The sequence below is a fragment of the Cryobacterium inferilacus genome (genome assembly GCF_019599185.1).
GTDB classification, from domain to species: domain Bacteria; phylum Actinomycetota; class Actinomycetes; order Actinomycetales; family Microbacteriaceae; genus Cryobacterium; species Cryobacterium inferilacus.
Genome location: NZ_JAIEUL010000005.1, coordinates 192,664 through 210,658, shown reverse-complemented (window position 1 = coordinate 210,658; position 17,995 = coordinate 192,664). Strand labels below are relative to the sequence as shown.

The window sequence follows — 17,995 nt, the reverse complement described above, 5'->3', positions numbered from 1 at the left end:
GCACAGTCGGCATCAACATCCCCAAAGAAACCGTCAATATCTAACCCAAGTGACTCCACTCAGCTTGACATCGCCCGACGGGTAACAGTTGTGAGATGCCAAACACGTGGCCGGCCGGCGAGCATCCGCGATTACCCTCCGTCATGAGCGCTTCGTTAGGGTCGGAAGAGAGGCATGACAGTGAACACGAAGGTGCTTCGGAAAAAGGATTCCCCCATGACGACACCCGACAACACGGCTGGCACCATCGCTGACAGGATGGCCGGCGCCGATATCGAGGCCGATCTTCTGGCCATCCTGCAGGCGGTTCCCGAGCCCGTCGCCGAAGAAGCGGCGCACTCGGTTCTCGGTCGCGTCTTTCAGGGTGTGCTCTTCGACATGGACGGCACGCTGGTCGACTCGACCAAGGCCGTGAACCGGTCCTGGCAGCAGTGGGCTGACGAGATGGGCTTCGGCGCCCTCTTCTCCGGCGTTCAGCACGGACGCCCCGGCCGCGAGATGATCGCGGACCTGGTCGCGCCCGAACTGGTTGACTCGTCTTTCGCCCGGGTCAACGAACTCGAGCTCAGCGACACCGACGACATCAGCATCCTGCCGGGCGCCGCCGAGCTGATGAACAGCATCCCAGAGGGACGCCGGGCCATCGTCACCTCGTGCCCCAGCCTCCTGTGCCGGGCCCGCCTCGCCTCGGCCGGATTCGTCGCGCCGGCCACGGTGGTCACCGTGGAAGACACGGTCAAGGGCAAGCCGGCTCCCGACCCGTTCCTCGAGGCGGCCGACCGCCTCGGCCTCGATGCCCGCCAGTGCATCGTGATCGAAGACGCTCCCGCCGGTCTGGCCGCTGGCCGCGCGGCCGGATGCGCCACAATCGGCGTCGTCGGCACCCACACCGCCGACGAACTCGACGCTGACCTCGTCGTGACCAGCCTGGACCGTCTTCGGATCGAGCTGCACGATCACGGCGTGGTGTTCTCGATCAGCCCGGAGTCGTAAGCACCCACACGCCCGTCGCGAGCCCGAGCACTGTGACCGCTGCCCAGACCCAGACGGGCGTGAGGCCCCGCCCGATGCGGCGCCGCACGATGACCGACCGGCCCACAACGTAGACCCCCGCCGACAGGAACGCCCAGCCCCAGTGGAACGGCCGCCGGTAGCCGGCCGCCAGTAGGGCCCGATAGTCGGCGTAGGCCAGAGCGATCGCCACGCCGAAGAGCAGGAGGCTCAACGCGCTGCGCAACAGCGTTGCGGAGTCCTGGGTCTGCAGCAGTACCACCGTCGACAGCACGGGCAGCACCACGATCGCCCAGAGCGGCACGGTGTACACCGGCGTCCCCTCCGGCAGGCGGGGCTGAGCCGGCGCCGCGAGGTCCTCAGGGCCCATCACCGCCGATGTCCACTGCGTGCCGTCCCACCAGCGCAGACCGGCTCCGCCCTCCGGATCAGCGTGCCAACGGGGTTCGCCGAGTGCTGGTTGTGCTTCGGTCATGACCTGCCCCTCATTTCATTACCTTCAGCCAACGTAGTAGACAGGACACATGACAGGGCGAGAGCAAACCGAGATCGAGCGCAAGTACGACGTCGAGGGTCTCACCCCCGTTCCCACGCTGACGGGAATCGACGGCGTCTCGGCTCAACCAGCGCAGGAACCGTTCATCCTCACGGCCGTCTACTACGACACCGCCGACAATGCGCTGGCGAAGCAACGGATCGTGCTGCGCCGGCGTGAGGGCGGCGGCGACGCCGGCTGGCATCTCAAGAAGCCCGCCGCCGAGGGGCGCACCGAGGTGCACTGGCCACTCGACGTGGCCGGCTCAGACCACCCAGAGCAGATCCCCGACGAGGTGCTCGAGCCGGTGCGTGCCATCGTGCGCGACCGTCCCCTCACCCCGCTGGCCCGGGTGAACACCGTGCGCACCACCGTGCAGCTCACCGACACCGCAGGGCAGGCCCTCGCCGAGATCGCCGACGACGTCGTCTCCGCATCCGATGTGCGGGGCGGCACCTATCGCAAGTGGCGGGAGTGGGAGGTCGAACTCCTGGACGGCGCCCCGGACAGCCGCAAGAAACGCGTCGCACTGCTCGACGCCGTCGAAAAGGTCCTGCTCGCCGCCGGGGCCGCACCCTCCACAAGCGTGGCGAAGATCGCCCGCGCCGTCGGCGTGGATTCGCTCACCGAACTCGACGGCACCGAGGTGCAGCCGGGGCTGCTTCCCGCTCCCGCGCTGCAGGACCCGGGCTCCGTCGGCGCGATCGTCGTCGCCGCCCTCCGTGACCTCACCGCCACCCTCCTCGCCGACGACCCCCTGGCCCGGGCGGATGCCCCGGACGCGATCCACACGATGCGCACCACGGTGCGCCGGCTGCGCAGCGTCCTCGCGGTCTACGCCGGCCTGTTCGACCCGGCAGTCGTCAAGGACCTCCGCCGCGAACTCAAGCACCTGGGCGTCGGGCTGGGCCACGCCCGCGACGCCGAGGTGCGCGAAGCCCGGTTGGCCGAGGAGCTCGCCGGCGTCACCGAGTATCCCACCGAGGACGCACGAACCCGGCTCGTCGGTGGGGCCAGACGAGACCACGCCGCGGGTGTCGCCTCGGCGCGTGAACTCCTGCTGACGCCCCGGTACTACCGGCTGCTCGACTCGCTCGAGGAGTTCGCGGCCTGGCCGCCGCTCACTCCCGCGGCCGACCGCCCGGCGGCTCGCCAGATCACCCGCGCGCTCACCAAGGCCGTCGGCACCCTCGAACACCGGGCTGCCGCCGCAGCCGAAACGGATGCCTCCGAGCCGGCACTGCACGAGGTGCGCAAGGCCGCACGCCGCCTGCGGTACGCCGCCGCGGCCGTCGCCGTGGCCCAGCCGGTATCCGGTGAACCGGAAACGCCCGCCGCCCCACAGAAGACCGGCGAGAAGTCGGGCAAGAAGGCGCGTAAGAAGGCCGCCAAGAAGGCGGCCAGAAAGCGGGCCGAGGCCGCTGCACGGTTCGACACGCACCGGCGGAAGTACGCGCGCATCGCGCGAGCGGCCAAGCCGGTCGTGAAGATGCTCGGTGACCGGCACGACACCCTGCTCTACATCGAACAGCTCGACAGCGCCGCCCAAGCGGCCCACGAGAGCGGCGAGAACACCCTGGTCTACGGGCTGCTCGTGGCCCGCGCCGAGCGGCCGGGGGACACCGCGGCCGCAGTGCTCGGCAAGGCCGACCACGTCGTGCACACCCTCAAGCGGATGGTTCGCGCCTCATGACCGCATCCCGTGACCTGCTTCGCCAGAGCATCGTGCTGCTCAGTGCGATGCTCGCCCTGGTCGGATCATTCATCGGCTCGGGCGCCGCCGGCGGCACTCCCATCCAGAACGCCTCCGGGGGAGCGCTGGCGGCCGACGCCACGCCGATCGCCCCTGGCGGCCCGGCCTTCGCCATCTGGACGCCCATCTACGCGGGCCTCGTGCTGTACGCCATCTGGCAGTTCCTCCCGAAACAGAAAACCGATCAGCGGCAGCGCCGGCTCGGCTACCCGATCGCGGCGTCGCTGCTGCTGAACGCCGCCTGGATCCTCAGCGTGCAATTCGACCTGCTCTGGCTCAGCGTGCCGGTGATCGTGCTGCTCCTCGGCGTACTGGTCTGGGCCTTCCTCATCATCCTGAACACCCGACCACGCTCGCTGGTGGAGACGGTACTGGTGGACGGCACCACGGGGCTCTACCTCGGCTGGGTGTGCGTGGCCACCGCAGCCAACATCACGGCCGCCCTGGTCGCGTTCGGCTTCGACGGGTTCGGTCTGGCCGCGGATGCCTGGGGTGTGCTGATCATCGCCGTGGCGGGCCTCGTCGGCGTGATCCTCGCCGTCGTCGGCCGGGGCCGGCTCACCCCCACCCTCGCGCTCTGCTGGGGCCTGGCCTGGGTGGCGGTCGGCCGACTCACCGGTGACCTGCTCTCCACCCCCACCGCGATCACCGCCATCGTCGCGGTGGTCGTGGTGATCGCCGTCACCGTGGTGGTGCGCATCCGGGCGCCGCGGCGCCTGAGCGCCTGACTCAGCCCCGGCGTGACCGTCGACCCGGTTGCGGCTTCTGCACCGACAGTTCACCACCGAGCCGTCCGCCGTACGGGCGGCCGTGGTCGGCGTACTCCTCGCGGAAGTAGCCCATCCGCCAGGGTCCCATCTCGATCCGGGCGCCGGTGCGCAGGATCAGGCCCTGCTCAGGACTCGCCGTGCTCGATCCGCCGCCCACCACGCCGCGCGCGTGGAGCACGTACTCGTCGTTGTCATCGTGCCGGATCTCCGCGTGCAGGTCGTCCAGGCCCTCCAGCTGCAGGTCGGCGTACGGCGCGCTGCCTATCCGGGTGATCCCGGGCAGCAGGTCGAACTCCCGTGGCGGCCGGCCGTCCCAGTTCTCCGATCCCACCACGAAGATCAGGCGGGCCCGCCCGGCTCCCGGCGTGTAGTGCGTGGTCGTCACCCTGCGTTTGATCCGGCGCGACACGGTGGGCACCAGGGGGAACGGGGTCGACGGGGGCAGTGTTACCAGCCGCTCCTGCGGGCCCTGCCGCCAGCGACGGAGTAGTGCCGTCACCGCGGCGGCATTGCCGAGCATCAGGTGCGGCGATCTTGTCACCATGCGCTGGGCCACGGGCGCCTGCACGGCCCCGATGCGGGCGATCAGGCCGTCTGGTCCGAAGAGGGACACGACCAGGGAGTGCTCGGCGAAGCCGGCGGCGACGGTGCGCACGGCGGCCAGAGAGGTGAGGTGGTGGTGCAGGAACCGCTCCGGGTTGCTGAGGAACACCTCGATATCGAGGCCGTCGGCGTGCACGGACCCGGTCAACGGGGCCGAGCCGGCATCGTCGGGCTCGTCGAGCGAGAACCGCAGATCGATGTCGAGGTGCGTCGTGGTGTCGGCCACGGGACTACTCGGAGTTGGACGAACCGGCGGCGGCTTCACTGGTGGTCACGCGAACGGTGCCGTTGAGCTTCCAGGTGGCGCGCGGCGCATCCGGCCCGATGTCACGAGGCACCTCGACGGTCATGTCGATGAAGCTGTAGTCGATCACGGCGCTCTTGCCGGTCAGGTACGACCACATCTCCTTGCCCAGGTCGGTCCAGTCCTGGATGCTGTGGGCTTCTGACGCCGCAGCCGGGGAATTCGGGTCGGTCATGATGCTCCTAACGCTCGCCATTGAGGGGATAGTCGCCACCATAGCCGTGCTGTGGGGCATCTAACTGAGGATCACCTGAGGCTTGCGAAGGAGGGCCTTGCGCGAATTGCAGGGGGTAGTACTGTCGTGCCCAGATCAGCTCGCTCGCCCTACACGAGCGAGCTGACCCTTTTTAGTTCTGAGTGGCGCTGACTATTCGGCGTCGAGGTCGGTCTCGAGAATCTTGACCAGGCCCGCGAGAGCCTCGTCCGCTCCATCGCCCTCTGCACGCAGCACGACGACCTGGCCGTTGGCGGCACCGAGGCTCATGAGCGACAGGATGCTCGACGCGTCCATGGCGTCTTCGGCCGGGTCGCCCTCGAGGGCAATGGTGACCTCGATCGGCAGCGCGCCGACGGCCTCGGCGAAGATCGCCGCGGGGCGGGCGTGCAGGCCGACACGGCTGGCGATGGTGGCGGTACGTTCTGACATGGTTCCTCCTGAAACTGTGCGGATTACAACTGTATTGCCCGCGCGATGTGCGCGCGCCGTGTGGCGGCGCACATCGTGCGGTGGTCGTGCGGGGTGAGAAGCGGAGCCTAGAGGCCCATCTCTTCGAGAACGGGCAGTTCGGCGCGCACGCGGTCGCGCGCCTCGGTGGCGCTCGGGGCGGCCAGGGCCACCGCGGCGAGACGCTGGGCCTCTGCCAGGGGCACCGTGGCCAGCACGGCCGCGACGGCCGAGAGGGCCCGTGCGGTCATGGACAGGGTGTTCACACCCAGGCCGACGAGCACCACGGCCAGGGCCGGGTCGGCCGCGGCTTCGCCGCAGACTCCGACGGGCTTGTTGTTGCCCTCGGCGACGGATCCGGCAACGGTGAGCTGGATCAGGCGCAGAACGGCGGGCTGCCACGGCGTGTTCAGCGCGGCGAGCGGGCCGAGCTGGCGGTCGGCGGCCATGGCGTACTGGGTGAGGTCATTGGTGCCCAGGCTGGCGAAGTCCACCGAGCCCAGGATGGTCTCGCTGGTCAGGGCCGCGGAGGGAACCTCGACCATGACGCCGGGGGTCTTCAGCCCGGCCTCACGGCACATGGCGGCGAAGTCGGCGGCCTCTTCGGCGGTGGAGATCATCGGGGCCATGACCCAGACATCCGCCTCTGTGCCCTCTGCCGCGGTCGCGATGGCGGCCAGCTGGCGGGTGAGCACGCCGGGGGAGGTGAAGTCGGTGCGGTAACCGCGCACGCCCAGGGCCGGGTTCGGCTCCGACGCGTCGGTGAGGAAGGGGAGGGGCTTGTCGGCGCCGGCGTCGAGGGTGCGCACGACGACCTTCTTGCCGGGGAACGCGTCGAACACGCCCTTGTAGGCCGTGACCTGCTCGTCGAGGGTGGGCTCTTCGTCGCGGTCGAGGAAGCAGAACTCGGTGCGCAGCAGGCCGACACCCTGGGCGCCGGCTGCGGCGGCCTTGACGGCATCCGCGGCGCCGCCGACGTTGGCGAGCAGCGGCACGAGGTGGCCGTCTGCGGTGCTGCCCTCGCCTGAGAACACCGAGAGGGTGGCGGCGGTGGTTGCCCACGCCTCGGCGGCGGCGACCTGGTCGGCGTCGGGGTCGACGCTGATGCTGCCGGCTGCGCCGTCCACGAACACGCTGGTGCCGTCCGCGATGTCTTCGACGCCGGCGGCGGCGACGACGGCGGGCAGGCCAAGGGCGCGGGCGATGATCGCCGTGTGCGACTGCGGTCCGCCTCCAGAGGTGACCAGGGCCAGCACGAGCGCCGGGTTCAGCGTGGCGGTGTCGGCGGGGGCGAGGTCATCGGCGACGAGGATGAACGGCTCGTCGGCGGCGGGGATGCCCGGTGCGGGCACCCCGCGCAGCTCGGCGACGATGCGCGAGCGCACGTCGAGAACATCGGTGGAACGCTCGGCCATGTAACCGCCGAGGTTGTGCAGCATCTCGGCCACGGAGGCCGCGGAGTCCCAGATCGCTCGCTCAGCGGATGCGCCGGTGTTGATCAGCTTCACCGCACCCTTGATGAGCATGGGGTCCGCGGCCATCAGTGCGGTGGCCTCCAGAACGGATTTACCCGCGCCGGTGGCGCTGACCGAACGCTGCTTGAGCTCGGCCTGCACCGCCTTCGCGGCTGCGCGCAGTGTGACGGCGGCATCCTCTGCCGTCGTCGACGAGGCCAGCTTTTCTCCTGCTGGCGGCTCGCTCACGGCTTTGGGCATCTGCCGAACGGATCCTACGATCCGACCGGGGCTGACCCCTACTCCTGTGAAACTCTGCACGGAACTTCCTCTATTCTTCGGCGTTAATGGTGCCCACTAATGTTAGGCGGTCACCAGGGTGTTGTTCTGCTGCATAGACTCCGCACTCGGGGTCTTGCGGACGTAGCGCTTGAGCAGGATTACTGCTAGCGCCGAGATAACGGTGCCGATAACGATGGCCAGGATGAAGCCCAGCACGTTCTCGATGGCGAAGAACACGAAGATTCCGCCGTGCGGCGCCTTCGACGTGACGCCCCAGGCCATGGTCAGCGCACCGGTGGTGGCCGCGCCGAGCATGCTGGCCGGGATCACGCGCAGCGGGTCTGCCGCGGCGAACGGGATCGCGCCCTCGGAGATGAACGAGGCACCGAGCAGCCAGGCCGCCTTGCCGTTGTCGCGTTCGACCGGGCTGAACAGCTTGCGGTCCAGCACGGTGGCCAGGGCCATCGCGAGCGGCGGCACCATGCCGGCGGCCATGACCGCAGCCATGATCTGCCACGGCGCCTGGTTGGCCAGCGTTGCGGCACCCAGGCCGGCGACGGCGAAGGAGTAGGCCACCTTGTTGACCGGGCCGCCGAGGTCGAACGCCATCATGAGGCCGAGGATCAGGCCGAGGATGACAACCGACGCGCCGGTCATGCCGCTGAGCCAGTCGTTCAGGGCGACGGTGAGCCAGGCGATCGGTCCGCCGAGCACCAGGAACATCAGGCCGGAGGCGAAGATCGAGGCCAGCAGCGGGATGATCACAACGGGCATCAGGCTACGCAGCCAACGCGGCACGTCGAACGAGCCGATCCAGGCCGCCGCGATACCGGCGAGCAGGCCACCGACGATGCCGCCGAGGAAGCCGGCACCCATGAAGCCGGAGACCGCACCGGCGACGAAGCCGGGAGCGATGCCGGGGCGGTCGGCGATGCCGTAGGCGATGTAACCGGCCAGGGCCGGAACGAGGAAGCCCATCGACAGGGCACCGATCTTGAAGAAGACCGCGCCCAGGTAGATGGCCAGGCCGCCCTCGGGCAGGTTCCACAGGCTGTTCTGCAGCACCACGTCATCGGCGACGCCGGTGATGTCGTAGCCACCGAGCAGGAAGCCCAGGGCGATGAGCAGGCCTCCGCCGGCGACGAACGGGATCATGTAGCTGACACCGGTGAGCAGTGCCCGCTTGACCTTCTGGCCCAAGTGCTCGTTCTCCGCGACAGAGTCGGATGCGGCGCCGCCACCGCTGACGCGGCGGGCGTTCGGGTTGTCCACGGCGGCGAGAGCCTCCTGGATCATCTTCTTCGGTTCGTCGATGGCGCGCTTGACGGGGGACTGCACGACGGGCTTGCCGCCGAAACGGCCCTTGTCGCGCACGTCCACGTCAACGGCGAAGATGACGGCGTCGGCGGAGTCGATCACCGAGGCGGCCAGCGGGGTCGCTCCGGCGGAACCCTGGGTCTCGACCTGCAGGTCGATGCCCATCTCCTTGGCGGCCGCGACGAGCGCATCCGCTGCCATGTAGGTGTGCGCGATGCCGGTGGGGCACGCGGTGACGGCGACGAGGCGACGGGCGCCGGCGGTGGCGGCTCCGGTGGTGCCGGCTCCGGTCGGCGCGGCCGTGGCGGCCGGTGCGCTGGTGGCGGAGTGCGCTCCCGCTGCTGCAGCGGTGGCGGTGACCGGTGCGACGATATCGGTGACCAGGGTCACGATCTCCTCGGGGGTCTTCGCGGCGCGCAGGGCCGAGGTGAAGTCGGCCTTCATGAGCGAACGGGCCAGCTTCGACAGGATCTTGAGGTGGTCCTGGTCGGCGCCTTCGGGGGCGGCGATCATGAAGACCAGGTCGGCGGGGCCATCCGCCGAGCCGAAGTCGACCGGCTGGGACAGACGGGCGACGGCCAGCGTGGGCTCGGTCACCGCGCTCGAGCGGCAGTGCGGGATGGCGAGGCCACCGGGGATGCCGGTGGACGTCTTCGCCTCACGTGCGAGGGCGTCGGCGTAGAGGCCCTCGATCTCGGTGGCCCGGCCGGCTCCGACGACGAGTTCGGCGAGGTGCCGGATCACGGTCGACGGCGCGGCACCGAGGTTCTTGTCCAAAGCGACGAGCTCTGGGGTAATCAGTGCACTCACTGGTCATCCTCCTTTGGATGTGTAGCAAATGCCGTCACTGTGACGGCGCTGGGTTCGGTTTGGTTGACGGCCGGCACTGTTGAGCCGGGCAGGGATGCGGCAGCGGCGCCGTGGGCGACGGCCTGACGCAGGCAGTCCGGGGCGGATGCTCCGGCCAGGTCGCTCAGCAGGAAACCTGCCAGCGAAGAATCTCCGGCGCCGACGGTGGAGACCGCGACGATCGGGGGACGGGTGGCGAGCCAGTAGCCGTTGGCGGTGACCAGCAGGGCGCCCTTGGAGCCGAGGGTGGCCAGCACGGCGCCGACTCCCGCGGTGATCAGGGTCTGGCTGGCCCGTGCGGCCAGGTGCGGGTCGGCCTCGAGGCTGTCCGGGTCGGAGATGCCGGTGAGCTCGGCGAGCTCGTCGGCATTGGGCTTGAGCAGGTCGGGGCCGGCGGCGATGGCCGCGGCCAGGGGAGCGCCGGAGGAGTCGATCGCGACCTTGGGGGCATTGGTGCCGAAGCGGACCTTGAGCGCGCGGGTGAGGTCGGCGTAGAAGGTGTCTGGCACTCCGGGCGGGAGGGATCCGGCCAGGACGAGCCAGCCGGCGCCGTCGGCCTTGTCCAGCACGAGTTCCACCAGGGCGGCCTGCTGGTCAGGGGTCAGCGCCGGCCCAGGCTCGTTCACCTTGGTGGTGGTGCCGTCGGGTTCGGTGATGGCGATGTTGCTGCGCAGGGTGGCGCCGATGGGCAGGCCCAGGTGCGGGATGCCCTGCGCGGTCAGCGCGAGCAGCACCGGGTCGTCAGAGTCGCCGGGCAGGATCGCCAGGCTCTCGATGCCGGAGGCCTCGAGGGCGCGGCAGATGTTGACACCCTTGCCCCCCGGTTCCTGGTGGGCGTCGACCGCGCGCTGCACGTCGCCGCGGGCGAGCGGGCCGGCGAGCGCGATGGTGCGGTCGAGGCTCGGGTTGGGGGTGAGTGTGACGATCATGCGATTACGACCTCGACATCCGCCGCGGCCAGGGCTGCGGCAAGTTCAGCGGAAGGGGGAGCATCGGTGATGAGCGCGTCGATGTCGCTCAGAGCAGCGAACCTGACCAGGGTTTCCTGGTCGAGCTTGGAGGAGTCGGCGAGGGCGACGACGCGGCGGGCCGAACGCACGATGGCGGTCTTCACCGCGGCCTCAACCGAGTCGGGGGTGCTGAAGCCGAAGTCGGCGGCCACGCCGTTGGCGCCGACGAAGGCGATGTCGGGGCGCATGGCGTCGAGCATCTGGGTGGTGCGGGTGCCCACGATGGCCCGGGTGAGGCCGCGCACCCGGCCGCCGAGGATCTGCAGGGAGATGGCCTCGTTGCCGGCGAGCTTGTACGCGATGGGGAGGGCATTGGTGATCACCAGCAGCTGGTCGCCGGCGTTGGCGGGCGTCCACTCGAGCAGGCGGTCGGCGAGCAGCTCGGTGGTGGTGCCGGAGTCGAGGATGATCGACCCGGTGGTGCTCGCGGGGATCATGGCCAGGGCGGCATCGGCGATGCGGGCCTTCTCGTCGTGGCGCTGGGTCTGGCGCTCCTCGAGGCTGGCCTCCGACATGCTCAGCCGGTCGATCGCCACTGCACCGCCGTGCACGCGGCGCAGGTGCCGGCTCAGTTCGAGCGCGGACAGGTCGCGGCGTACGGTCTCCGGCGTGATGTCGAAGCGGATGGCCAGTTCGTTCACGGTCACGCGGCTTTGGGCGGACACCATGTCGGCGATCATCGACTGACGTTCCTCGGCGAACATCGGGCCTCCTCGACAGTGAGAACTCTGGGGTGCACCGGTCGGGGGAACCGGCACAGAAGTTGGTATGGCCTGACTTTAGACCCGTTTCTTTTTGTTTGTCAAACAGAAACGCAGATAAACAAAGATCTCTGGATGCCTGCCGCACGTTCCCGGGGCACCCCCGCGCTTCGTCTGTGCGCGGTTGCGTACTCATTTCGGAACTTCGCACGGTTGGACGGCCCTGCGACTGTGCTTTTCTCCTAAACGAGCGCTGCCGGCCGCCGGCCGCCGCGGGGGCGACTCGCAGCGGTGACGGTCAGGCGGGCGGGGCGCGAGCGGCCCTCGCTCCGCAAAGGCGCCACCAGGTCGTGGCTCCCCACCCCTCGTTTCGGAACTTCGCAGGGTTACAAGGCGCTGCGACTGTGCTTTTCTCCTCAACGAACGCTGCCGGCCGCCGCGGTAGCGCCGCGCGCGGCGGGGCCCGGGGCTGGGCAGGGCGGCCCGCGGGGGAGTCGTGCTCGCCTTGTGGAGAACTTCAGCGCGAAAACGGGGCGGTGAGGCACCCTCGTTCGGTGACTTCACGCATCCCGCTGCCCGACGGATGGGCTGACCGCCCGTTCAGGGTCGGTGATGCCCTCGATGCAGGGGTGGGCCGCTCGAGGCTGAGGAGCGGCGACCTCCAGCGGCCGTTCTGGGGCGTCCGCACTCCGGTACCGCACCTAGCGGATGGTGCCAGTGGCAGAGCCGCCACCCCTGGAGCGCGAGGGGGTCCCGTACGCCGCGCGGAGCTGGAGGCCCTCTGCCGATCGCTCCTGGCGCGGATGAAGCGGGAGGCATTCTTCACCCACACCACCGCTGCGCTACTGCTCGGACTTCCCGTGCCCACCCGGCTGGCGCGGCTACGCCCGCTGCACGTGGGTATTCCGGCGCCGGCTTCGGCGATGGACGCCCGCGACATCGTCGGCCACAGCCTGCGGGTCGACCCCGACGACCTCGTCGATCGGGGCCCACTCCGGCTCACCGGCCCGGCGCGCACCTGGCTCGACCTCGCCGCGCTGCTCACCCTGGCCGAGCTCGTCGCGGTGGGGGACTACCTCCTCTACTGGGAGTCACCGATCGTCACGCTCGGCGAGCTCGCTCATGCGGTGGAGCGCTACCCCAGCCGCAGCGGCCTGACCCGCGCCCGTGCCGCCCTCCCGCTACTGCGCACCCGTTCGGAGTCGCCGCGCGAGTCGGTGCTGCGGGTGATCATCGTGCTCGCCGGACTGCCGGAGCCCGAGTGCAACTACCGGGCGTTCGACCCCCAGGGCCGGTTCCTGGGCAGGGGCGACCTGGCCTACCCCGAGTACAAGCTGTTCGTCGAGTACCAGGGCGACCAGCACCGCACCGATCGCGCACAGTGGCGCTCCGACATCCGTCGGATCGGCCGGCTCGAAGACCACGGCTGGCAGCTGCTGCAGTTCACCGACGACGACCTGCAGGACCCGGCCGCGCTGGTGGCGCGGATCGCCCGCCGGCTGCGCGCCCGGGGCGCACGAATTCGGCAGCCGCGACCACCCAGGTAGCTCATTTCCGGAAAAGGCACAGTGCTGGGACGGAATCACCGTGCAATGTCCGGAAACGAGCGCACTTTCGGTCCTGACGGCCCTACTGATAGTGCGACAGGCCGCTCAGCTCGCCGCCGTCGGTGAGGAACTCGGCGCCGGTGGAGAAGCTTGATTCGTCGCTGGCCAGGAACAGCACCAGGTTCGCCACCTCGACGGCCTGGCCGATCCGGTGCAGGGCCACGTGGTTCTGCGGCAGGTCCAGCCCGGCGGTCATCGGGGTGGCGATGGCACCGGGATGCACCGAATTGACCCGCACGTTGTACTTGCCGAGGTCCAGCGCCACGGCCTTGGTGAGCCCGCGCACGCCGAACTTCGCCGCCACGTAACCGGGCAGCGCCTCGTACCCCTGCAGGCCGGCGGTCGACGACACGTTGATGATCGACCCCGCCGACGAGCGGATGATCGCCGGCACGGCGGCCTTGATGCCGAGGAACACCCCGGTGAGGTTGATCGCGATGATGGTGTTCCACTGGTCCAGGGTGTACTCCTCGATGGGGCCGAAATTCACGATCCCGGCGTTGTTCACGAGCACGTCGAGGCCGCCGAAGTCGGCCACGGCCAGGGCCACGGCTGCCTCCCACTCCGCCGGGTCGGTCACATCGAGGTGCACGTACCGGCCGGCGTCGCCGAGGTCGGCCGCGAGTGCTCTGCCCTCGTCGTCAAGCACGTCCCCGATCACGACCCGAGCGCCCTCCTCGACCAGGCGCCGGGCCATGGCGGCCCCGAGCCCCCTGGCTCCGCCACTGATGAGTGCGACTTTTCCGCTGACACGTGCCATGGTGCTACCTCACATTCGTCGGGTGCGTTCTGATGGACGCGCTACGACGGGGAATGTACACGCGCGCCGGCCGCCCGGGCTCTGTCGGTGGCCAACGGTAGCGTGAGAGACATGAAGATCCTGCACACGAGTGACTGGCATATCGGGCGCACCTTCCACACCCATCAGACCCTCGACCACCTGGCACTCGTCCTCGAGGCGCTGGTGGAGGTCGTGCGTGAGCGCCGCGTCGACGTGGTCGCGGTCGCGGGTGACATCTTCGATTCCGCCGCCCCGTCGGCCGACAGCTATGCCCTGCTCAGCGGCACCCTGTCCCGCCTGCACGCCACCGGCGCCCGGGTCGTCATGACCAGCGGCAACCACGATTCCGCCACCCGGCTCGGCTTCCAGTCGGAGTGGGCGGGCCTGGCCGGCATCCACGTCGTGACCGGGTTCGACCAGTACCGCACCCCGATCACCATCGACGATGAGCACGGCCCGGTGCACTTCTACGGCATCCCCTTCCTGGAGCCGGCGCTCGTGCGCCACCACTACCCCGACGAGCTCCTCAAGACCCACGAACAGGTGTTGGGTCTGGCCATGCGTCAGGTGCGCGCCGACCTCGCCGAGCGTGGCGGCCGGTCGGTGGTGCTCTCGCACTGCTTCGCCGCCGGCGTGACCGCGAGCGACGTGGAGCGCGACATCTCGGCCGGCGGTCTCGACCTGGTGCCGGCGAGCGTCTTCGACGGACCGGACTATGTGGCCCTCGGCCACATCCACGGCCGCGCCCGGCTCACCGACCGGGTGCGCTACTCCGGTGCACCGCTGCACTACTCCTTCGCCGAGGCCGACAAGCCGCGCGGGGCCTGGCTGGTGAACCTCGACGCCGCCGGTCTGGCCGATGTCGAGTGGGTGGACCTGCCGGTTCCCCGCCGCCTGAGCGTGCTCACCGGCGAGCTGGCCGGGCTGGTCGAGGCCGACGAATTCGCTGTGGCCACCCAGGACTGGGTCGCCGCCGTGCTCACCGACCGGGTGCGGCCGCTGGACGGCATGCGCACGCTGCAGGAGCGCTTCCCGCACTGCGTGGCCCTCGAGCACCGCCCGGCCGTCACCGCCACCGCGGAGGTCGCCAGCTACGCCGACCGGGTGAAACACAAGAGCGACCCCGAGATCGTGGCCGGGTTCCTCGAGTTCGTGCGCAACGGTGTGGGCCAGAGCGAGTTCGAGCGTGACCTGGTCGCCGAGGTGCTGGGCACGGCGGGGGCGGAGTCGTGAAGATCACCCGGTTGCGCATCGCCGGCTTCGGTCCGTACAAGACCGAGCAGCGGGTTGACTTCACCCGCTTCGACGCCGACGGCATCTTCCTCATCACCGGCAAGACCGGGGCGGGCAAGTCCAGCATTCTCGACGCCATCTGCTTCGCCCTCTACGGCTCGGTGCCCCGCTTCGACGGCAGCGAACTGCGCCTGCGCAGCGACCACTGCGACCCCGCCGACCCGAGCTTCGTCGAACTCGAGTTCACCCTCCACCACGAGGCGTACCGGGTCTACCGCACGCCGCGCTACGAGAAGCCGAAGAAGCGCGGCGTGGGCACCACCACGGCGCAACCGGATGCGCGCTTGGAGAAATTCGACACCAGCACCGACACCTGGGTCGGCGTCGCCGCCCGCCCCGTCGATGTGGGCAATGAGCTCAGCCGCATCCTGCCGCTCAAGCAGGACCAGTTCCTGCAGGTGATCCTGTTGGCCCAGAACCGGTTCCAACGGTTCCTGCTGGCCAAGACCGACGACAGGCTCACGGTGCTGCGCACCCTGTTCGGCACCCTCCGGTTTCAACAGCTCGAGGTCGAGCTGCTCGCCCGCCGCAAGGTGCTCGACGACGAGCTGTCGCTCGCGCGGCACGAGATCGACGGCATCGTGGCGGCCGCGGTGCGGCAACTCTGGCGGGCAGAGGACGCCAGCGACACCGGCGATACCGGCGAGGTGGCGGCTCAGCCCGACAGCCCGGCCCAGCCCGACCTGCGCTGGTTCGACGCGGCCCTCACCACCCTCGACGACCGCCTGGCCGTCGCCACGCAGCGTGCCGACGCGGCATCCGCCGCACTGGTCGCCGCCACCCAGGACTGCGAAACTGCCGAAGACCTGCGCCGCCGTCAGGACCGCCGTGACGCCGCCGCCGCGTCGCTCACCGCCCTCGACGAGCAGGGCGAGCGGATGTCGACCCTGCGCCGCGAGCTCAGCCTGGCGGAGCACGCCGCCCGGGTCTGGCCGCAGGTGCGGGCGCGCACCGAGGCCGACGCGGCCGCACTGGCCGCCGAGGCCGCCGTGGCCACCGCCGGTGCCGCCTGGCAGGAACTCGCACCCAGCGACTCCGCCCTCGACTCCAACCTCGACGTTGCCGCCATGCTGGCCGATCAGTCCCGGTTGGCCGCGGTCATCGACGACAGGCTGCGCCAGCTCGGCAGCCTCGACGACGTGCTGGCAGAGGAACGCCGGCTGCCCGAGCTCGACGAGACGATCGAGGCGGTGTCCGCCCGCTCCGCCGACGCCGTGCAAGCGCTCGACATCGCCCGGCTGCTGCTGCTCGCCCTGCCCGAACGCATCGACGCGGCGGCCGACGCCCTCGGCGAGGCCACCCTCGGCGCCGCCCGTGCGCCGGAGGCGGAGGCCGCCCTGGCCCGGGCCACAGCGGCGCTGGCCGCCGCCGACGATGTGGCCAGGCTGGACACCGAACTGGTGGGCGTGCACCGTGCCGAGCGGGAGGCCGTGGCCGCGAACACCGCGGCGGCGGTGGAGTACCAGGAGCTCGTGGACGCCCGTCTCGGCGGCTTCGCCGTCGAACTCGCCGCCGAACTCGTGGACGGCAGCCCCTGCGCGGTCTGCGGAGCCACCGAGCACCCGAGGCCCATGACCGGCGACACCGCCACCGTCACCGAGGCCGACCTCGACGCTGCCCGGCAGCGGATCGCGCGCCGGCAGAAGGCCGTGGATACCGCCCGCGCCGACAGCCAGCGTGTCGCCACGCTGCTCACCGCCGCACGCACCCGTGCCGGCGCCGGCCACAGCGACGATCTGGCCAGCGACGTCACCGAGGCCGAGCAGGCGCTGGCCGCCGCCGCCGCACAGCGCGCCAGGGTGCCAGCCCTCGAGGCCGAACTGCACCGCCTGCGGGCCGACCAGGCCGAGGCCCAGGCCGCGCTCGCCCCGCTGCAGCTCGCCAGGGACGAGGCCGCCGTGCAGCTGGCCGAGCACCGCACCGAGCGCGCGGGCATCGTCAGCCGGGTGCAGGCTCAGTCCTCCGGCTTCGGCAGCGTCACCGAGCGGGCGCAGCGCCTGCAGACCGAACTCGATGCCGCCAGGGCGTTGGCCGAGGCCGTCACCCGGCACGCCGCCGCCCTGCGCACGGCGCAAGCTGCCGCCGCCGCGCTCGCCCTGCAGCTCACCGAGGAGGGCTTCGCCGACGAGGCCGCGGCCGTCGCCGCCCGGCTCACTCCGGCCGAGGTGCAGTCCGGCCTGGCCGCCATCCGTGCCCACGATGACGCCCTCGCCGGCGCCCGCAGCGTGCTCGCCGAACCGGCCCTGGCCGGGCTGCCGCACGACCCCGTCGACCTCGCCCCTGCCCGGCTCGCCCGCGATACCGCCGCCGGCGTGCGCGACGCGGCCCTGGCCCGCCGCGAGGCGCTCCGCGAACGTACCGCCGCCCTCACCGCGCTGGTGGCGGATGCTCGGGCCCGGTTCGCTCTCGCCGCCGACCTACTCGCCACCTCTGACCAGGTGCGGCAGCTGGCCGCGGTGGTGCACGGCGACGACCCCAACACCAAGCGGATGAAGCTGGAGACCTACGTGCTCGCCGCCCAGTTGGAGGAGATCATCGCCGCGGCGAACAACCGGTTGCGCACCATGACCGGCGGCCGGTACACCCTCGAGCACGACGACGCCCTGCAGTACCGCGGCAGCCAGGCCGGGCTCGGGCTCGCGATCCGCGACGAACACACCGGCCGGGCGAGGGCCACGCACTCGCTGTCCGGCGGGGAGACCTTCCTGGCGTCGCTGGCCCTCGCACTCGGGCTGGCCGAGGTGGTCTCCAACCAGGCCGGCGGCATCGCGCTGGACACCCTCTTTGTGGACGAGGGCTTCGGCTCGCTCGACGCCGAAACGCTCGAAACGGCCATGAGCACCCTGGACAGCCTGCGCGCCGGCGGGCGCACCATCGGGCTGATCAGCCACGTCGAATCGATGAAGGAACAGATCCCGGCGAAGCTGCAGATCCGGGTGACGCCGCAGGGCCACAGCGAGATCACCAGCGACATCAACAGGCCATCCTTGGTCGGCTCATAGCTCGCGCATAGCGTCGACGGCTTGTCTGATTCCAGACGCGAACGGTTCCCCGGTCGCAG

The 17,995-nt window shown here is 70.5% G+C and carries 15 protein-coding genes; 6 read left to right on the top strand and 9 right to left on the bottom strand.

The features are described 5' to 3' along the window. Positions 1-216: 216 nt before the first annotated feature. Entirely contained in the window at positions 217-993 is a 777-nt protein-coding gene (locus K2F54_RS07070) for an HAD-IA family hydrolase (RefSeq protein ID WP_220605143.1), read from the top strand. Here the strand turns inward: K2F54_RS07070 and K2F54_RS07065 are convergent. Next, a complete protein-coding gene (locus K2F54_RS07065) occupies positions 977-1,486 on the bottom strand; it encodes a DUF2510 domain-containing protein (protein WP_220605142.1) in 510 nt (169 codons plus the stop codon). The two genes, K2F54_RS07070 and K2F54_RS07065, sit on opposite strands and share 17 nt — an antisense overlap. A 49-nt stretch (positions 1,487-1,535) precedes the next feature. On the opposite strand from K2F54_RS07065, the gene K2F54_RS07060 reads away from it, so the two are divergent. Together K2F54_RS07060 and K2F54_RS07055 are read left to right on the top strand one after the other, a co-directional pair. Continuing rightward, positions 1,536-3,239 (top strand): CYTH and CHAD domain-containing protein, encoded by a 1,704-nt coding sequence (locus K2F54_RS07060; protein WP_220605141.1) that lies wholly within the window; start codon positions 1,536-1,538, stop codon positions 3,237-3,239. Then, positions 3,236-4,027 carry a tryptophan-rich sensory protein gene (locus K2F54_RS07055; protein ID WP_220605140.1) on the top strand — a complete coding sequence of 264 codons (792 nt, stop codon included), beginning with the start codon at positions 3,236-3,238 and terminating at the stop codon, positions 4,025-4,027. Before K2F54_RS07060 ends, K2F54_RS07055 begins: the two co-directional genes overlap by 4 nt. 1 nt (position 4,028) lies before the next feature. Here the strand turns inward: K2F54_RS07055 and K2F54_RS07050 are convergent, their stop codons facing one another. From K2F54_RS07050 to K2F54_RS07020, 7 genes are all read right to left on the bottom strand, one after another. Next, positions 4,029-4,898 carry an FHA domain-containing protein gene (locus K2F54_RS07050; RefSeq protein ID WP_220605139.1) on the bottom strand — a complete coding sequence of 290 codons (870 nt, stop codon included), beginning with the start codon at positions 4,896-4,898 and terminating at the stop codon, positions 4,029-4,031. Between the two features lie 4 nt (positions 4,899-4,902). Continuing rightward, entirely contained in the window at positions 4,903-5,151 is a 249-nt protein-coding gene (locus K2F54_RS07045) for a hypothetical protein (RefSeq protein WP_220605138.1), read from the bottom strand. A gap of 192 nt (positions 5,152-5,343) precedes the next feature. Continuing rightward, complete coding sequence (locus K2F54_RS07040; RefSeq protein WP_220605137.1) at positions 5,344-5,622, bottom strand: HPr family phosphocarrier protein; 279 nt, start codon at positions 5,620-5,622, stop codon at positions 5,344-5,346. Between the two features lie 107 nt (positions 5,623-5,729). Continuing rightward, positions 5,730-7,415, bottom strand: a complete 1,686-nt coding sequence (gene ptsP / locus K2F54_RS07035) for a phosphoenolpyruvate--protein phosphotransferase (RefSeq protein ID WP_220605136.1) — start codon at positions 7,413-7,415, stop codon at positions 5,730-5,732. A 42-nt stretch (positions 7,416-7,457) separates the two neighbouring features. Then, positions 7,458-9,503 (bottom strand): PTS fructose transporter subunit IIABC, encoded by a 2,046-nt coding sequence (locus K2F54_RS07030; RefSeq protein WP_220605135.1) that lies wholly within the window; start codon positions 9,501-9,503, stop codon positions 7,458-7,460. Continuing rightward, the gene (locus K2F54_RS07025) at positions 9,500-10,471 is read right to left on the bottom strand and encodes a 1-phosphofructokinase family hexose kinase (RefSeq protein WP_220605134.1); all 972 of its coding nucleotides are present in this window, start codon (positions 10,469-10,471) and stop codon (positions 9,500-9,502) included. The genes K2F54_RS07030 and K2F54_RS07025 overlap by 4 nt, the downstream gene beginning before the upstream one ends. After that, entirely contained in the window at positions 10,468-11,256 is a 789-nt protein-coding gene (locus K2F54_RS07020) for a DeoR/GlpR family DNA-binding transcription regulator (protein WP_220605133.1), read from the bottom strand. The genes K2F54_RS07025 and K2F54_RS07020 overlap by 4 nt, the downstream gene beginning before the upstream one ends. 800 nt (positions 11,257-12,056) lie before the next feature. On the opposite strand from K2F54_RS07020, the gene K2F54_RS07015 reads away from it, so the two are divergent. Further along, a complete protein-coding gene (locus tag K2F54_RS07015; RefSeq protein ID WP_220605132.1) occupies positions 12,057-12,800 on the top strand; it encodes a DUF559 domain-containing protein in 744 nt (247 codons plus the stop codon). 82 nt (positions 12,801-12,882) lie between these two features. On the opposite strand, the gene K2F54_RS07010 is transcribed toward K2F54_RS07015, so the two are convergent. Further along, on the bottom strand, positions 12,883-13,620 hold the full coding sequence (locus tag K2F54_RS07010) for an SDR family oxidoreductase (RefSeq protein ID WP_220605131.1): 738 nt from the start codon (positions 13,618-13,620) through the stop codon (positions 12,883-12,885). Between the two features lie 111 nt (positions 13,621-13,731). On the opposite strand from K2F54_RS07010, the gene K2F54_RS07005 reads away from it, so the two are divergent. Together K2F54_RS07005 and K2F54_RS07000 are read left to right on the top strand one after the other, a co-directional pair. Beyond that, on the top strand, positions 13,732-14,874 hold the full coding sequence (locus K2F54_RS07005; protein ID WP_220605130.1) for an exonuclease SbcCD subunit D: 1,143 nt from the start codon (positions 13,732-13,734) through the stop codon (positions 14,872-14,874). Then, positions 14,871-17,936, top strand: coding sequence for an AAA family ATPase (locus K2F54_RS07000; protein WP_220605129.1), 3,066 nt, complete (start codon positions 14,871-14,873; stop codon positions 17,934-17,936). The genes K2F54_RS07005 and K2F54_RS07000 overlap by 4 nt, the downstream gene beginning before the upstream one ends. Positions 17,937-17,995: the final 59 nt, after the last annotated feature.